Here is an 18,064-nt window from a genome sequence, read left to right on the forward strand (position 1 = left end):
GACAAGCATAAGGGGGCATATCAATGGTTAAAAAGTGGATGGTGACTACGCTAAGTGCATTGCTGGCGCTAAGTTTGGCAGGTTGTTCTGCTGACAGTGGTACTTCGGCAAATAGCGAATCGGGGACCAGCGGGGAGAATGCCGGAGGGAAAACCAAAATCATATATTGGACACCGGACCGCCATGATGCTGATTTTATGAAATCCAAGATCGATGAGTTCAACCAGACGAACAAGGACAACATTGAAGTGGAGATGACCGTGATGGGGGACAACTACCCACAGGCGGTCGATATTGCTTTTGCCAGCAAGCAGGCACCCGATGTGCTGCAAGTTAATGATTTTCAGACGTATTATCAGAAGGGGTATCTCGCCCCGATCGATGGATACATGAGTGATGAGATGAAGGCCGTGTTTAAAGACAGCTTGATTGAAAATAAAAACACGATTGATGGAAAAATATATTCCCTCCCCAATACAGGGCAGGTCTGGCGGCTTGTGTATAACAAGGATATTTTCAAAAAAGCAGGGATCGAGAGTCCGCCAAAAACGTTGGCTGAGATGGTTGCGGATGCCAAAAAAATTACCGAAGTTGGTAAAAGTGAAGGCATCTATGGTTTTGCCAGCCCGTTCAAGAGCAGCAGCGGCTTCTGGAGAGCAGCCAATACGATCGCAGGTGCAAGCAGTAATGTTGGTATTGATGGTTACAACTACAAGACTGGCCAATTTGATTTTGGGATGTACAAGGATATCGCAATGGCACTCCGTCAGATGAATCAGGATGGCAGTATGCTGCCAGGGGTAGAAAGTCTGGACATCGATCCACTCAGAGCCCAGTTTGCACAAGGAAAAATTGGAATGTACATTAATCACTCCGGCGAACCAGGGGTATATAAAGATCAGTTTCCTACCAAAGAAAATTGGGCAGCGGCTCCTGTGCCAACAAATGATGGAACGATCAAGGGCGCTTCGCAAGTCATCGGGGGCTCCTACATCGGCATCAATGCAGATTCTGCCAATAAGGAAGCGGCATGGAAGTTTATGGAGTATGTGTACAGCACAGATCTTCAGAGTGAGTATTACGAAAAGGGATACGGAATCTCACTGATTCCTGCTGTACTAAGCTCTGACAAAAAACCAAGCATTCCGGGCATTGAAGGTTTCCTGCCCAAACGATATGATGCCATTTTCCCGGCAAATCCAAGTGTGGTGACCGAGAGTTCACTGGAAGGCACCAAATGGGGTGAGGCTTTTTCAATCTTTGTATTCACGGGTGGCGATCTCGATGCTGTGATCAAGGATCTGGATACAAGGTACAATGCAGCTCTGGAGAAAACCAAAGCGGCAGGGCTGACCAACATAACTGCTGATCCATCGTTCGATTCTTCCAAGCTTCAGGGTAAATTGTCCACAGAAGACTAATAAACGTTCATAGCGGCCGTGGTTTAACTACTTCGGTCGCTTATTCACAAGGAAAGGGGAAAAGCAAAATGATTATTAATCATGCGTCTACCGATGCATATATCATAAACGAAACGAGTTCCCGCAAGATCTTGGGCATGGGCGGTACATTAATGATGGTGGAGGTTACCTTTGCTAAAGGTGGTATTGGAGAAGTTCACTCTCATGATGCGCACGAGCAAGTCAGCTATATCGTCAAAGGCAGCTTTGAGGTACAGGTCGGTGAAGAAACTCGTATCTTAAAAGCAGGGGACAGCTTTTATGCCGGTTTTAACGTTCCGCATGGGGTCAAGGCCCTGGAGGACTCCGTCATTCTGGATGTGTTTACCCCATTCCGTCAGGATTTCCTCGAGGCGTCCCAATGAGCGATTTTTACCTTTCGGCAACGGATCTGCAACGGGCTGCCCAATATTATGAAAAACATTTTCCGGAAGAAGCCCGAAATTCGCTCACGATTGCCAATCGTGCCATCCTGAATGAATTTATCGTTCCTTATACCAACGATCTGAATCGCTGGATTCCGATGGGGACACCTGTGGACTGGCTCGACAACCCGACCAATGATCTGGAGTTCACATGGGGCATCAATCGACACTGGCATATGCTCGATCTGGGCAAGGCGTATCTGATGAAGGGCAATCCGCTATATGTAACAGCATTTATTGACCACTTCCGTAGCTGGAGACAGCAAAACCCGGTTTCTGTAAATCTGGTTTATGACGAGGCTGTGTTCTTTCAAAGACCCGGTCCGTGGCGCCTGCTGGAGACGGGACTACGTGTGCAGTCCTGGATATCGGCATATAAATATATGGAAGCGAGTTCACTGATAGACGAAGGTTTTCAGGCGGAGTTCCGACAAGGTCTGGAAGAGCACGCCGAGTTTTTGACCCGTTACCTCGGCAGCACGGAAATCAATCATGCCATTATGCATATGCAAGGCTTGTTCATGATTGCTACGTTCTACCACCAGCACCCGCGAAGTCCACACTGGCGTCAAGTGGCGATGGAACGTCTTGAGCTGTGTTTGCTGCATCAGTTGGGTGAAGAGGGAATACAGGTTGAACTGACAACACATTACCACAATGCCAGCATCGAGATGTTTGGCACGCCTTATCGGTTGGGTGAGATTTCAGGACATCCTTTCTCGAAATGGTATGCCAGCTGTCTACGCCAAATGGCAGCATTTACTGAGGCGCTGATTCGACCAGATCACCAGTCTACCGGTATTGGTGATTCGGATTGGGTTGGCGATGGACGACAACGACTGACCCTGCTTGGAGCGATCCTGGACGATGATGATTTGATGGCTCGCGGAACGGATAGCTCGGAGTGTCTCTGGTTGCTGGGTGTGGAGAAATATGAGCGATGCCTCCGTCTACAGGCTTCTTCTTCTCCGGCTTTGTCGAGCCGGGCTTTTCCGCAGACAGGATATTATGTTATGAGGGACAAGTATCAATATCTTTTTTTTGATGCGGCTGCCATGGGCGGAGCACATGGACATGCAGATGCGCTGAATGTGGAGTGGATGTGGAAGAACCAGCTTTTCTTCACGGACACCGGACGTTACACGTATGAAGAAGGGGAATGGCGTCGGTATTTCAAAAGTACGCGGGCGCACAATACCGTCACGGTGGATGGTCTGAATCAGACACCTTATCTCTCCACACAGCAATGGGGTGAACCGGAGGCTCAGGCCACAACGTTACGTTGGGAGAGCAATGACAGCTATCACTTCATTGATGCTTCGCAGGATGGATATACACATTTGCCAGATCCAGTTACACATCGCCGGTGGATGCTGGCAGGGGTGGAGATTCCTATACTACTAATTGTGGATTGGCTGGAGGCAGAAGCAGAGCATACTCTGGAGCAACGTTTTCACCTGCATCCGCAAGCGGATATTGCGTTGAGGATGAATGAAGCTGGAGAAATGACGGCGGATATGAGCTATGAGGCATCTTCCATAACGCTGACGATGCAATGGGTTACGGCAGGCATCGGGAAGGGAGCCTTCGCGTTGACGGAGCAGCCCGGCTGGGTATCTGAGGTGTATGGTTCCAAGTCGGAAACATCGGTCATCCAGGGCAAGACTGATTTCTCGGGAAAAGTGGGTATTCTGACGTTGTGCCTGCCTGCGGATCATATTGACCAGGTTACATGTGTTACCACATGCCAACTAGAACCTGACCTGATGAGATTGGCATTATCTTATGTGCAAGGTGAGGAAAAAGGGTATATTGTGATTGACAACGATACGCTGCAATGGACGAAAGAACAGAAATAAAAAACAGTAAAGCAGGAGTCTATGCTCGCACTTGGCGAACATAGACTCCTGCTTTATCTAATCCATTCACTTGACTTTCCTTTTTCTTTTTACTCTGGTGGATTTTTGCGAAACGGGCCTGGGAGTGGCTGGTTTTCTGGACGTTCCGGGAGGTCTGTTGCGATATACATATAAGGCATACTCCAGCGGTTGAGTGATGGCTTTATAATAGATATCCCGCTCCCCGATGCGAGCGAATACTTCACGCGCAGGTTTGGGATTAACTTCAAGCAGGTAGATACGTCCGCTTCTGTCAATCGCCAAATCCAGTGCCAGCTCACACAGGTCGCCATACGTATCTTCCAGAAACGAAGCAACATCAATGCCGAATTTCTCTGCAGTTGTGTTAATTTCTGCCCGGAGGTCGTCATCTTCGATCCATTGCTTCATGAGTCGGTTCATCGCTATTGCCTGACCGCCGCCATGCAGATTGGAGGTCACGCTTTTTTCTGCACCCATGCGTCCAGCACATCCAGTAAGCTCCCATTGTCCTTCACCATTCTTCTGAACGAGCATGCGATAATCATGCACACGTCCATTCGGAAGCTGAAGTTGAATCCCCTTTTGTACAAGATACTTGTCTTTCATGTTCCAGTGCTGGAGCAACGCGCCAAGTCGTGAGAAATGAACTTTACGTGGAGTGATGATACGACGTTTCTGATCCCGCCCCTGAACAAGCACCGTATTAGCCTCGCTACTGCTGCGTTCAATGCGCAGAATACCACGTCCGCCTGTTCCATTAATGGGTTTGAGATAGACCAGGGAAGAAACTTTGAGCATCCGGTTTACATCGGACATATCCTGAAATAGAGCGGTTTCCGGCAGGTGTTCACGAAAGTTGGCTTTTTGTAAAAGGGTCTGGTGGATGGTCCATTTATTGCGCAGTGGCCTGTTCAGAAAGAGCAGATGCCCATATTTCTCACGAAAAGCAAGCAATTGCTGGAACCTTCGGTTACGTTGAATCCGGCAGCGATCAAAGATCAGGTCCGGGAATGATCGCCACTCCCTGGACCAGCCTTTTCCCTCATGAAAAACCATGGCTTCAATTTGTTTGCCCCCGGGGTGTACGTCGGCTGGTGTGAATACATAGATATCGAGTCCCCGCTTGCGCCCTTCAAGAATCATTCTGCGATAGACGCTTCGTTCTTCAAGAGCGCGATGTTCATTTAAGTACAACGTCATAATGCCCAGAACAGGTGAGGACACAAACAATCACCTTCTTTTTGCAGTATTCCTGTCTATCATCGTTTGGACTGACGGGCAAGATAAGCGCTGTAGTGAAATATACGTTCCAATGACCGCCGTCTGATCTGTGGTTCATCAAACTTCATGGGCTTTGCATTGGCTTCGAAGAACCAGAGTTCCCCCAGGTCATCAATGCCCAGATCCATGGACATTTCTCCGAGTGTGAAACCAGATCCCCGTTCTACCTGTCTTGCGATCATTAATGAAGTGGATTTCACACGTTTCATCAGGGTTGTTGACATTTCTTCGCCAAAAAGCTCGGTCAGCAGCTTCTCAGGGTCTTCTACGCTCCCGCCGCGCGGCACATGCGTTGTAATGCTGCGGGAGCCAGCAAGTCTCGCTCCTACACCGGTTACGCTCCATTGGCCCTTGGTGTTCTTTTGTACAAGAACACGCAAATCGAAGGGGCGTTTACGAGAGGATGCCAATTCAATGCCTTGTTGCATGATATAGGGCGTAAGTCCGGTTTCTTTGCGAATTCGTGCCCATAACTTGGCAAGTGTAGCTGCTTTATAGGTCGTGCTTTTACGTGTGGTTTGTATTTTGAGTCGGTAGGGAAGTCGTTCTTTTTCCTGAAATTTAAGCATCATGATTCCTTTGCCAGCTTTGCCGCTCTCGGGCTTAAGGTACAGGTAGGGATACGCCCGTAGAACGGCACCCAGAGAAGAAGCACTTCGCATCCGCCGAGTATAAGGGATCAGTTGCTGAGTCGATTTGGACTTCTTCAGCCATTCGAACAGATCCCATTTGTTGAAAAAGAATGGGTTATACAGTTCGATTCCGGATTGCATGCATTCGTCAATTTTACGCTGTACGGAAGGTTTTCCTTCGTCTTCCCGGTTGGGAATACGATTGTACAGAACATGGGGAAGGGGGAAAGGTTGTGAAACCCACTTTCCACTCCCCTTGTTGTACGTATATCCTTTCACGGTGGGACCACTCACGTTCAGATCCCGAACAGTTACAATGTACACCACGTATCCCATGCTTTCGCCTGTCTGTAAGATATCCTGAAAATTTTGATGATTTCCCCTGAACATGCGCTGTTTATCATGCATGGTCAAAACAGCAATGACAGGTTTGAAATCATCATGAAGGCTCATCAAATTTCTTCCTTCTTCCGGAACTTGCTCAAATACAGGCAGTGTTCCAAGATGTGCTCCACCGACGATTTGCCCTCCACCCGGAGTGAAGGGTGACGGAAAATGGAGCGCCCGGGTTTGGCGTTCGCTTCGAACATCCATACATGTTCCTCCTGATCAATGCCCAGATCAAAGCCAATCTCACCAATCAGATGCTGGTGCTGGGTTTCAATCGCCTGGGCCAGTGTAATAGCGACGGATTTGGCATGCTGAAGAACTTCTCCCGCACGATCGCCGAAGTTGCGACTGAGCGCCTGCTCAGGAGTCATTAGGGAGCCGCCATTTTTGATGTGTGTTGTGACGCTGCCACGTCCTGCCTTTTTGGCTCCAATTCCGACAACAACCCATTGATTGTTACCATTTTTATGCATGTGAAAACGAAAATCAATTGGACATTCATCAATCTCAATTAGACGTATTCCCTGCTGAACGACATATCCGCGTAGCTGTTTGCCATGTCTTCCCTGAAGCATGCGCATCAGACTGTTGAAGGACCCAAAACGCAGGAGTGCATTACCGCCTTTTTTGCGATAACGTGCGAAATATCCACGTTTGGGCGAGTAAGTCAGGCGGTAGATCCCGTTCCCCAGACTTCCGGCAGTAGGTTTATAGTAGACGAACTGATGGCGTTCCAACATTTCCTTCATCTGTTCAACGGACGGATTGGTAATTGATTCAGGGATATACCTTCCGGCTGTTGGTTCGTTCTCCAGCAATGTATAGATATCTGATTTGTTGAAGAAGCTCCAATTGAAGAACGGAATTTTCCGACGAATAAATCGTTCCCGCAGTTGGTTAATGGCTGGTGAGAAATCTGAACGACGGCTTGGTAACCGGTTGTAGACGACATCGGGCAGAGGTACCGTTTTGCGGGTAAAGCTTCCGTTATCATTCAGAAAAAAACCGGATACCGTCTCATTCTGCCAATTGATATCCCGGGGAGTAAAGGCATAAATATAGGATTTTCGGCTGCCTTCACGGAGTAACTGTTTGATGAAACCAGTACGGGAACCGAATGGATTCGTGCTCGTCGCAGGCCCATCAGAGAGTACGCCGATCAGTGGACCTAACTGGACCTCATCATTTTGCAAATTCCGGAGATAAATACTGCCCCGTTTCGGAACGTTCATCATATTACGGATACCTGAAGCGAGATACAGATGTTTACCTGCTTTTTTGATTGGTTTGATCGTTGCAGGTACCCGGTCACGCCCGAAGCGAAGGTGCACCGTTTTTTTGCCGGACAGGTTGAGGCTCTTCATTAAAGCGTTGGATACATAAACCACTTTATCCGGTTGCTTGGTGAAATGCAGATTGCAAAAGGTCAAACTCATGATTTATCCTCCTATCCTGAAAAGATCCTTGGGCTCCATGGCAAGCGGGCGCTGCGGGCCTCAGCCGCCGTGAATCGGGATGGGTTTCAGGCCAGCTTTGCTGGATGTATTCGGCAATTTCATTGGACGAATGACGTCCGTGAGAACATGTTGTTGCAACAGATAACGGGCATAGGCAAGCGGCCGGGTATAAGTCAGAGTATGCATGCGTCGGTCGCCCGCTTCTGCAAATGAGGTGCGGCCTGGTTTGGAGTTGACTTCAATTAGCCAGAGTTGGCCCTCTGCATCTGCTCCGAAATCAAGCCCCAATTCGGCTAACCTGCCGAAACGGCTTTCCAGCAGGGTGGGGATAAGAGTAGCAGTCTGCCGGATGCTCTTCAGCAGAGTTTCTGTGCGAATCGTTCCATATCGCTGGAGCAGATATGCGTGGGCAGGATATGCTTTACCCCCACCGTGAAGATTGGACGTGAGTGAACCTTCGGGTCCTTCCCGTACCATATATCCGGTAAGCGTCCAGCGACCTTGCCCATTCTTTTGCATTAGAGCCCGTATGTCGAATGCTCTTCCATGATGGCTAAGCTCCAGATATGGCTGCACGATCATCTTACGCTCAGCCTGATGTAATGCTAGCCAGGAAGATACAGCCTGGGTATGGTTGAATGTAAGAAAAAAGGGTTCATTGTCCTCGTTACGCCCCTCCACGATCCATGTTGATGGAGTCGTTCCCCGAGACAGGCGAAAGGTATTTTTGCCATGAGTCCCGGATACCGGTTTGAAGAACAGTCCTCTGGGCCAACGGTCCAGCCATGTTTCCCAAGGAATATGTGATCCGATCCGGGTTGTGGGAGCAAGTTGTGACCTCAATTCAGGATTTCGGGACAACACACGATGTACCTCCCATTTTCCTGGAAGGGAAGCAGACCAATAACGGTGTTGATCTGTGCCGTTGGTTGGTATCCATTCCTTAAGCTGTTGTCTGACGTACCTGGAGATCGGGCGAAGACAACGATCCATAATGAGATCGACTGCAGGAACAGGTACCGAATTCCACTTCCCTTGATGATAGACATATCCCCATTGAAGAGGGAGATGGACTGCATCATTTGATATCGGGATCACAATAATCTGAAGGGCGTATCGCATGCTCCCCACACTGAGACGACGACAGAAAAGTTCATCTGTAAAGGGAGGTGAGCCTTCGGTTGCACGTACCAGAATGGCCAGTGTCTTGGTCTGAGATGATGGAAACATTACGCTGCACCTCTCCTCTATCAGATTTGTTTCCCATAGGGAATAACTTTTCAAAAACCCGCCAGGTACGTAGAATATTCAAGCATGGCTTTGACGGAAGGGCGGATCTTGCTCTCACTCAGTGGTGTATTATCATTCTTGGATGGTTTGGAGTTGACTTCGAGCAGCCATACGCGCCCAGTGGTGTCCAGAGCCAGATCAATACCAAGTTCACCAAAATGAGCAGGGATGGCACTCTCAATCCCTTTTGCGATATCCAGTGCTGCGGTGTGCAATCCTGCATAAGCGGAAGCTTTGGCTGATCCAGACAACTGTGTTTTGGCAACAGCATCCTTGACGGTACTGAGACTTCCACCCCGTGCCAGATTGGATACGTAGTGACTCCCGCCCGCAATCCGGGCGACGATGGAGGTTACACTCCATTTACCTGTACGGTTTTTTTGCACGAGCGCACGGAAATCCACGGGTCTGCCACTGTTGTCAATGAGAGTCAGCCCTTGTTGGATCTGATAACGCGTTGTTTTCATTTTCCCAGACATACTGGCATACAGTTTATCCAGAGAAGTATACGTTTGTTTCCGGGTGCCCCCGACGCCAGTCGCCAGAGTCAGGAAGCTTCCGTCCGTCTGACGTGAGACCCGGATGATCCCTTTACCCAAAGAACCGCGTACGGGCTTCAGAAATACAACCGGATGTCGGTTGCACATCGTCTTGAGCAGGGCGGACGTCTTGAGTAAATGAGACTCGGGAAGAACTCGTTTAAGCGTTGAAATGGACTTGAGTGCGTCAAACACTTCGTTTTTGTCCAGAAACTTTTCATTGAAGGTTTGCGTGCCGTAGAGCGATTTTACTTCTTTCATAAAATGCTGTACGCTAGGTTTGTTCTCAAGCTTGCGGGACGTTAGCCGGTTATTGACGACGTCTGCTACAGGCAGAACAGTCTTTTTCCAGCCGTCATCATACACCCAGCCCTTCATATAACCCGTTACCGCTCCAATATCCTCCGGTGTGAAAAAGGATACATAGGCGCCTTGCTTACGGCAGGCGTTCACCAGTTCTTGACAGAACATCGTGATGGAGCCAAAGGGCCGATCGGGCTGATCGGGATAATCCTGGCTAACCAGTACACTGATGTAGGGTCCAAGGCGAAGCGTACGGCTGGCTGAACGATAGGATACCCTCAGAACCGAACGTGGAACGAGACCGGTCTTGCTGGCAACTGTCTGATTGATGCGCAGCCCGTCATACCTTGGTACCGGAATAACAGTGACTTCGCGACGGAAAGAGCCAAATTGCAGCTGAAGCGGCCTTCCTGAAGGGATTTTAAGCGCCTTAAGCATCCCTTCGCCCAGCATGATGACGTCGTCCTGCAGGATGCCCGAGCCGGTAACCTGAATCGTTACTTTTTTAGTGGACATCACGGATCTCCTTCCGGGCGGCAACTTGATGTCTGATCTCGAAGTTGAACGGCATCTGAACATGGCATGTGCTTCATCATATGAGGACATATAACCCTTGGTGATTGACCCATATGGATTAAATGCATTTGATTTCGAGGCAGTTTATGGATGGCCTGTTTCAGATCGCCATTGTTTGACAGCGAAGAAAAGCGTGTATTAACACGGATGAACAAACCAATCTGAGGAGGAATAATAGTGAACATTTATGACAAAGCCAATGATTTGGCCAAAGCACTGAGAGAAAGCAGCGAGGTGGAAGAGATTACTTCCGCGATGAAGCTGATTGAAGCTGATCCGGATGCAAAAGCAATGCTGGATAACTTCCGTGATCAACAAATGGAACTGCAACAACGTATGATGAGCGGGGATATGCCAGCTCCGGATGAGATGGAGAAAATGGAGAAATTGTTTGAAGTACTGAGCTTGAATCTGAATATCCGTCGCTTGTTTGACGCGGAGCGTCGCCTCAGTGTCATCATTGAAGACGTGAATAAAATTATTGCTGACAGCCTGGGTCATCTGTACGGTGGCGCTGAAGCGTAAAAAAGGTAGTTCAAAAAGGTTGTCTTGTTTTTTTACCTGAACCTTTCATATTGGCTCCTTATCGTTCATAGACTAGACATATAGAGTCGATCAAGAACGAAGGAGCTGTGAATGGTGAAAAGGTTGAAGAAAGCAAAACATGTAATCTATCTGCTTATTGCGTTGTCGATGCTGGTCATTGCACTGCCGCGGATTTCCTTTGCTGGAGGAATGGACTGGGTTAATATTTTTGGCATCGTCTGGGTGCTGTTCTCCTTATTAATCGTTGGTGCACATCTGCATTTTATTCTTGGTGTGGATGAAGAGAAAAAGCGGGCGCTGGAAGCCGTTCGTCGGGCGAAGCTGCGGCAGTGGGAGATGAAACTGCTGGACAAGCAGGAGCGGAGCGAGTCTGTATAAAGGATAGAATTACAATCCGTATGCCAGGGCCAACAGCGTTGGTTCTGCCTCTGGAACAAGACCGGATTCCCTTGCACATAAGGGGCCGGTCTTTTTGTTATATACAAGGATCAGGGAATAATCGGAAGATTGAATTCAAGCAGCCCATTTCCCAATAAGAATGGGATAGGAAGTGGGGTTATTTTCCTGACGTCGTGTTATAATAGGTACAGTATAGTACAGATGCATCTTCGGGGGTGGTACAGTTGGACGGACAGGAAGAGAACGTAACGAAGCATGAACAGTTACTTCAACATATTGAACAACTGAAGGTTGGCAGCAAAATATCAGTACGTGGACTTGCGCGGGAGCTGGGTGTAAGTGAAGGGACAGCATATCGTGCGGTGAAAGAGGCGGAGAACTTCGGGCTGGTCGTGACCAAGGAACGAATTGGAACGGTGCGGATCGAGAAGAGACCTCGGGGCATGTCGGAACAGTTGACCTTTGCTGATGTTGTGACCATTGTGGAGGGCCATGTGCTGGGGGGGAACGAAGGTCTCACCAAACCGCTGCACAAGTATGTGATTGGTGCGATGAAAGAACAGGCAATGGCCCGTTATATTGACGCTGGGAGTCTGCTGATTGTGGGTAACCGTGAAGATGCTCACTCGCTTGCCCTCGAACAGGGAGCGGGCGTGTTGATTACGGGTGGTTTTGGGACAAGTCGTGAAGTAAGAATTATGGCTGACGAGCTTGGGCTACCGATTATTTCATCCAGACATGATACATTCACGGTAGCTTCAATGATTAACCGTGCGATCTTCGATAGGCTGATTAAGAAAAAAATTATGCTTGTTGAGGATATCATTGGTCAGAAACCTCGCTTGCAGGTATTGAAGGTGACCAGTTCAGCCGCAGATTTTCATATGCTGGTGTCGGAGACGGGTGAACATCGCTTCCCGGTGGTGGATGAATGGAACCGGGTCATCGGGATTGTGAGTCTGAAGGATGTCAGTGAGCTGAAAGAAGATCAAAGTATTGAGAAATGCGTGATACGCCGCCCGATTACGGCCTCATTGCAGACATCTCTTGCTTCTGCTGCCCAGATTATGACCTGGGAAGGTATCGATTTTCTGCCAATCGTGGATCGGAATCGCAAACTGATTGCGTCCGTCACACGCAAGGAAGTACTTCAGGCCATGCGGGATGCACAGAAGCAGCCACAACTGGGAGAGACGTTTGATCATCTGATCTGGAACGGGTTTGCTGAGGAGCGCGGTGAACAGAACGAATTGTTATTCCACGGATTCATCATTCCTCAGATGGCAACGGATCTGGGTACGATCTCCGAAGGTGTTCTGTTGAATGTGATGACCCAGGCTGGCCGGCGGGCAGCGTGGGATGTTACAGGGAACGACCATGTGGTCGATAATGTAACGACGTATTTTGTTCGACCGGTACAGATTGAGGATCAGATCCTGGTTCGACCGTTAATTCTGGAAACCAGCCGTCGAACGTGCAAAATGGACATTGTGGTTACCCGAGAAGGCAGTGTGGTATGCAAAGCAGTAATGACATTGCAGTCGATTGACCATGCCTAGCAGGGTATGTTGCCTCGGGCATAAACAAAGAGAGTACTCCCTGATCAAGAAGCTCTGCCGGGTTGCGCTGTTGCGCGGTTCTGGCTTCGCTTAATGAAGGGGAAGTACTCTCTTTTTGCAGACAACGATAGAGCTTCAACGAATCATGCAGATTGTCCGGAGGTTTTACCTGATCCCTTACTGGACCGTTGTTGAAGCCGCGCATAATAACTGCGGTTACGTATTCCGGCAAATACATTATACGCACCCATAATCAGAAATAGCGCTTCCACAATCACAGATAAAGTGGAACCTGTGAAGACAAACATCAGAATCAGTGCAAGCACAACAAGCATGCCACCCATCCAGATATTTGTCCACGAACGGTACAGTCCGGCGCTGGTAGCATCCGAACTTCTGTGTGAACGAATGCTGTTCAACGCTGCAAAAACCATGGCAACAGCAAAGATGGCGATTAGAGCATATTTGAGTACATCAATGAACACAAAGACGCAGCTCCTTTTCTGGAAAGCATTTACTGCCCTTATTGTACCATGCAGAGATGCAGACAAGGGCAGTTTTTTGCTGTTACGCAGGAACGTGCATGCGAATCTGTACCCAAACTTGCAGTACGCCTTCCATAACCAGCATCGTTTTGACCTGAACGGTGTACTCCTTTTCCCTGACCGAGTAGACTTTCTGATTCAGCATGATTCGTGTCATTTTGCTATACTCATCGATGTTGAATACATCTCTGCCCCGAAGTACCTCAAGTTCGTCTCCGAGTTTCTGTAACATCACTTTCAGAGAAGCTTCGTCTGGCCCCTTATCCGATTCTTCTGCACGGACCTTGATTTCCTTGATAACGGTTTGGCGTTTACTGTATTTTTTCAGCGTTTTGATATCCTCCTCATTCTGATGCAGCTGAAGCTGCAGCTCCTGATTGTTCAGCCACAACGCATTGTAACTCAGGTGAAATACACCGTTGTAGACGACACATCCAGCGATCATTCCCAGAACAAACACAGCGGTCATTCGCATCAGCGGGCGGTAACGGGAAAATGGCGGAATTCTCATGAACGCTGTTCCTGTCTCATATTAGCTCCGGCCTCCGCCGCACACCCATTTCACCAGCTCGGTTCCCATATGTGCGCCCATAAAAGCAGAGATCAAATACAGAATTTGTTTGACCGCCGGAGACAGGTTACCATCCAGGAAATTGCTCTCGATGACACGCATGGGATCTATTGTGCCGCCGACAGCGGCTGCGAGTGCCCATATCTTTATTTTCCCGGAAATATCGAGCATCGTCTGTGTCGGAGGCTGAAGTGAGATCACTGCTCCAATACCTCCGATCATCGCGCCGCCCAGCACGATTCCAAACGCAATAAAGAAATCAAGAATGGCTTTGGACAAAAATGTGCTCACTGGCAACACCCCTTTCAGACCTAGCAGCACACCTCCTGTCTTGGGTCTGTCACAGGGGGAGCGGCTTGTACTTCTATTGTATGGGCGTGCCCCCGAACGTTATGATAAAATAGAATAATAAAGTCTCCTTTTTATGAGGTTGTCACGAATTTTAATAGGAGATTCCATTTTTTATTTATTTAATTCATATATATATGAGATAGATAGGGTAGCAGACGGATCAGATGATCGATGCTGCGACTATCTGCGGCGAAAGGAAGAAAAAAACATGAGTTCTTTTGTGCATTTGCACGTTCACAGCGAATACAGTTTGCTGGACGGCGCTGCGCGTATTCCGGATCTCGTGAATAAGGCTGCAGATCTCGGAATGACAACACTTGCGCTGACCGACCATGGCGTGATGTATGGTGCAATTCCTTTCTATAAAGCCTGCGTTGAACGAGGTATCAAGCCGATTATAGGGTGCGAGGCATACATGACAGCAGGGTCCCGCAAAGAGCGGGGAAGCCGCAAGGATCAACCGATTCATCATTTGATTTTGCTGGCCAAAAATATGACGGGTTACCGTAATCTGATGAAATTGTGCTCCATTGGACATCTCGAAGGTTTTCATTACAAACCCCGTGTAGATATGGAAAGTCTGGCTGCCCATCACGAGGGCATTATCTGTCTAAGCGCATGTCTCGGTGGTGAAGTACCACAGCATCTGCTGCATGGGCGAGAAGAAGAGGCAAGACGTGCCGCGTTACGCTACAAAAATATCTTTGGTGCCGACTTCTATCTGGAACTTCAGGATCACGGGCTTTCCGAGCAAAAAAGGGTAAATCCGCAGTTGATCAAACTGGCGGCTGAGCTTGAGATTCCGCTTGTAGCGACCAATGATGCGCATTATCTGTCGGAAGAGGATGCTGAGCTTCAGGATGTGCTGATCTGTATCGGAACGGGCAAGACTGTGGATGATGAGACTCGGCTTCGGATTGGAACCAATCAGCTCTATCTGAAAAGTGAAGAAGAGATGGCTCGTTTGTTTCCTCATGTACCCGAAGCTCTGGCGAACACCGTCCGTATTGCGGAGTCCTGTGAGTTGAAGCTGGAATTCGGCAAATCAATTTTGCCGGAATACAGACCACTTCCCGATGGACTCAGCCCTTCGGCATATCTGCGTCAGCTGTGCGAAGAAGGAATGGAGGAGCGTTATGCGCAGTCCACACGTTGGACAGATGCGGAGCTTCGATCCGAACTCGAACAACGATTGGCGTATGAGCTGGGTATAATCGACAGCATGGGATTCTCGGATTATTTCCTGATTGTTTGGGATTTTATCGCCTATGCGCATAAACAAGGCATTGTTACTGGACCGGGCCGGGGCTCCTCGGCAGGTAGTCTGGTAGCGTACACGTTGCATATTACCGATGTTGATCCGATGAAATACAACCTGCTCTTCGAACGATTCCTGAATCCGGAGCGGATCTCCATGCCGGATATTGATATTGACTTCAGCGATGAACGGCGGGATGAAGTCATTGATTATGTCGCGCATAAATATGGCAAAGCCCATGTCGCCCAGATTATTACATTTGGAACGATGGCTGCCCGTGCAGCCGTACGTGATGTTGGACGGGCACTGAATGTGCCTTATGGTGAAGTGGACAAGGCTGCAAAGCTGATTCCGGCGCAGCTTGGCATTAACATTGAGCGGGCCATGGAAGCTACACCTGAACTGAAGACGCTGTATGAAACCAAGCCTAAGACACGTGAGCTGCTGGATATGGCGATGAAGGTAGAAGGTATGCCACGCCATGCTTCGACGCATGCAGCGGGAGTGGTTATATCCCGTGACCCGCTAACCGATGTGGTGCCACTTCAGGAGGGCAGTGAAGGGACAGCATTAACCCAGTATTCCATGGAAAACCTGGAGTCTATTGGTCTGCTTAAAATGGACTTTCTTGGTCTGCGTACCCTCTCGATCATTGAGCGTTGTGTGCGCTGGATTGGGGAACATGGAGAAATTCCGGACTTCCGTCTTATTCCCGATGATGATCCGTTAACGTACGAGATGCTTGGGCGAGGGGACACGATGGGCATATTCCAACTGGAGTCTGCCGGGGTACGCCGTGTGCTGAAAGAGATGAAGCCAAGTGGTTTTGAAGATGTAATCTCTGTACTTGCCTTGTACCGTCCGGGCCCGATGGAGTTCATATCCAAATACATTCAGGGCAAGCATGGACAGATTGAAGTGGATTACCCCCATGTGGATCTGGAGCCAATCCTGAAAGATACGTACGGCATCATCGTGTATCAGGAGCAGATCATGCAGATAGCCTCCCGGATGGCCGGTTTCTCGCTGGGTGAGGCAGATTTGCTTCGCAGAGCGGTCTCCAAGAAGAAACGTGAAGTGCTGGATCTGGAGCGTGGACACTTTGTACAAGGCAGCCTGAAACAAGGGTATAGCGAAGAAGAGGCAGACCTGGTCTATGATATGATCGTCAAGTTTGCCAACTATGGCTTCCCGCGTGCTCATGCTGCGGCATATGGTGTGCTTGCGTTCCAGACAGCGTATCTGAAGGCTCATTATCCGGTTCATTTTATGGCATCCATGTTAACAGCCGTAATGGGCAGTCATCGGAAAGTGGGAGAGTACGTGGTGGAATGTCGGCGTATGGACATGGAGGTGCTTCCTCCGGATGTGAATGAGAGCGGTATTCTGTTCACACCTGTATTTGTGCCGTCCGCCAGCGCAGGAGCTGGGGATCAGAGCAATGTATCGCAGCAGACTGCGGGAGCAGATGCAGAGAGTGACACCGGAAGCCCGATCGAAGAACATGCCGCGAACGGTAACGTGAGTTCCTTCAGGGAAGATCGCGTTCATGAGCATGATGGGCATTCGGAACAAGCCGAATATGGTGAAGCACCTCTGCCGGATGATCCCGGTCCTGGACCCGAAGAGGACAGTGGTGAATATGAGTGGCAGGCAGCAACATCCATGCCTGAGACATCCGACAACCGGAAGGAACCTGGATTGGTGACGGCTTCTTCAATGGAAAATGGTAATGACGAGGGACAAGAGGCGTCTTCTTCGCGCGCGGAGCAAGGGGAACTCTCCTCAGCAGAGAAGAACGTTGCATTGTCTAATGATATTCCGGATGAGGAAAAATTAACGGGCGCAATACGATTTGGTCTGGCCGCTGTGAAAAATGTCGGTACCCAGGCAATGGAAAGCATTATGATCGTAAGGCAGGAGAGACCGTTCGACAGTTTGCTCGATTTTTGTCGTCGTGTGGATCTGCGTGTATGCAACAAACGTGTGATTGAATCGCTGATCCAGGCCGGAGCTTTTGATACATTACCTGGGCACCGGGCCCAATTGCTCGCGATGCTGGATGAGACTGTTGAAGCGGCTCTGAAATGGCGCAAGGAACGCGAGGATCTGCAGATTCAATTGTTCGACTTTGTTGAGACGCCAAACTGGGAGATTGAGTATCCGGATATTCCTCCTTATTCCTCAGGGCAGCAACTGGAGCTGGAGCGTGAGTTGTTAGGTTTGTATCTCTCCGGGCATCCGCTGGATGACTATGAAGATGTGCTGGAATCGAGTGGGGCTGACCGGATCATGGAGCTGACCGAGGCGGCAGACGACACGATGACCGTCGCCGCGGGTATGGTTGTGTCCGTGAAGTCGATCACGACGAAACAGGGCAAGGCTATGGCGTTCATGGAGCTGGAAGACCAGATCGAACGCTGCGAAGTGGTTCTCTTTCCCGAGGTATGGCGGCGTAGCCAGCAACATGTCGGGAAAGGTGAACTGCTCATTGTGCGTGCCAAAGTGCAGCAGCAGGACGAAGGGTTTAAGCTGCTGGCTGAGGAAGTGGTGCCGTTGTCACCGGCGGCACTGGAGCAGCAGCTGCGCAGCCGCGCCCGGC

15 protein-coding genes are annotated in these 18,064 nt (G+C 49.3%); 7 read left to right on the plus strand and 8 right to left on the minus strand.

The window, feature by feature from the left end:
- The first annotated feature begins 23 nt into the window (after positions 1-23).
- The 3 genes from ACE04G_RS14655 to ACE04G_RS14665 all read left to right on the plus strand — a co-directional run bounded on the left by ACE04G_RS14655 (position 24) and on the right by ACE04G_RS14665 (position 3,744).
- Entirely contained in the window at positions 24-1,421 is a 1,398-nt protein-coding gene (locus ACE04G_RS14655; protein WP_339307687.1) for an ABC transporter substrate-binding protein, read from the plus strand.
- 68 nt (positions 1,422-1,489) lie between these two features.
- Positions 1,490-1,825 (plus strand): cupin domain-containing protein, encoded by a 336-nt coding sequence (locus ACE04G_RS14660; RefSeq protein WP_339183643.1) that lies wholly within the window; start codon positions 1,490-1,492, stop codon positions 1,823-1,825.
- On the plus strand, positions 1,822-3,744 hold the full coding sequence (locus ACE04G_RS14665) for an alginate lyase family protein (RefSeq protein WP_339307689.1): 1,923 nt from the start codon (positions 1,822-1,824) through the stop codon (positions 3,742-3,744). The genes ACE04G_RS14660 and ACE04G_RS14665 overlap by 4 nt, the downstream gene beginning before the upstream one ends.
- A gap of 66 nt (positions 3,745-3,810) precedes the next feature.
- Here ACE04G_RS14665 and ACE04G_RS14670 read toward each other — a convergent pair whose 3' ends face one another.
- From ACE04G_RS14670 to ACE04G_RS14690, 5 genes are read right to left on the minus strand one after another with little or no spacing between them, the layout of a single operon-like run.
- A complete protein-coding gene (locus tag ACE04G_RS14670) occupies positions 3,811-4,989 on the minus strand; it encodes a YheC/YheD family endospore coat-associated protein (RefSeq protein WP_339183647.1) in 1,179 nt (392 codons plus the stop codon).
- A 35-nt stretch (positions 4,990-5,024) separates the two neighbouring features.
- Positions 5,025-6,131 (minus strand): YheC/YheD family endospore coat-associated protein, encoded by a 1,107-nt coding sequence (locus ACE04G_RS14675; RefSeq protein WP_221823121.1) that lies wholly within the window; start codon positions 6,129-6,131, stop codon positions 5,025-5,027.
- Entirely contained in the window at positions 6,131-7,504 is a 1,374-nt protein-coding gene (locus ACE04G_RS14680; protein WP_310334037.1) for a YheC/YheD family endospore coat-associated protein, read from the minus strand. The genes ACE04G_RS14675 and ACE04G_RS14680 overlap by 1 nt, the downstream gene beginning before the upstream one ends.
- 60 nt (positions 7,505-7,564) lie before the next feature.
- A complete protein-coding gene (locus ACE04G_RS14685) occupies positions 7,565-8,755 on the minus strand; it encodes a YheC/YheD family endospore coat-associated protein (RefSeq protein WP_339307692.1) in 1,191 nt (396 codons plus the stop codon).
- Between the two features lie 50 nt (positions 8,756-8,805).
- On the minus strand, positions 8,806-10,173 hold the full coding sequence (locus tag ACE04G_RS14690; protein ID WP_449004112.1) for a YheC/YheD family endospore coat-associated protein: 1,368 nt from the start codon (positions 10,171-10,173) through the stop codon (positions 8,806-8,808).
- Positions 10,174-10,410: 237 nt separating this feature from the next.
- Between ACE04G_RS14690 and ACE04G_RS14695 the strand changes: the two genes are divergently transcribed.
- From ACE04G_RS14695 to ACE04G_RS14705, 3 genes are all read left to right on the plus strand, one after another.
- Entirely contained in the window at positions 10,411-10,758 is a 348-nt protein-coding gene (locus ACE04G_RS14695) for a YlbF/YmcA family competence regulator (RefSeq protein ID WP_036609862.1), read from the plus strand.
- Positions 10,759-10,872: 114 nt separating this feature from the next.
- Entirely contained in the window at positions 10,873-11,157 is a 285-nt protein-coding gene (locus ACE04G_RS14700) for a hypothetical protein (protein ID WP_085981456.1), read from the plus strand.
- Between the two features lie 245 nt (positions 11,158-11,402).
- A complete protein-coding gene (locus ACE04G_RS14705; protein ID WP_076209105.1) occupies positions 11,403-12,737 on the plus strand; it encodes a DRTGG domain-containing protein in 1,335 nt (444 codons plus the stop codon).
- 143 nt (positions 12,738-12,880) lie between these two features.
- Here ACE04G_RS14705 and ACE04G_RS14710 read toward each other — a convergent pair whose 3' ends face one another.
- The 3 genes from ACE04G_RS14710 to ACE04G_RS14720 all read right to left on the minus strand — a co-directional run bounded on the left by ACE04G_RS14710 (position 12,881) and on the right by ACE04G_RS14720 (position 14,144).
- The gene (locus tag ACE04G_RS14710) at positions 12,881-13,222 is read right to left on the minus strand and encodes a YtpI family protein (protein ID WP_449004111.1); all 342 of its coding nucleotides are present in this window, start codon (positions 13,220-13,222) and stop codon (positions 12,881-12,883) included.
- 82 nt (positions 13,223-13,304) lie between these two features.
- On the minus strand, positions 13,305-13,793 hold the full coding sequence (locus ACE04G_RS14715; RefSeq protein WP_017689500.1) for a sporulation membrane protein YtrI: 489 nt from the start codon (positions 13,791-13,793) through the stop codon (positions 13,305-13,307).
- Between the two features lie 21 nt (positions 13,794-13,814).
- Positions 13,815-14,144 (minus strand): YtrH family sporulation protein, encoded by a 330-nt coding sequence (locus tag ACE04G_RS14720; protein WP_026081169.1) that lies wholly within the window; start codon positions 14,142-14,144, stop codon positions 13,815-13,817.
- 268 nt (positions 14,145-14,412) lie between these two features.
- Here ACE04G_RS14720 and ACE04G_RS14725 point away from each other — a divergent pair.
- The coding region (locus tag ACE04G_RS14725; RefSeq protein ID WP_486094536.1) for a DNA polymerase III subunit alpha at positions 14,413-18,064 on the plus strand (3,652 nt) is incomplete at its 3' end.

It is taken from the genome of Paenibacillus sp. AGC31, assembly GCF_057334655.1.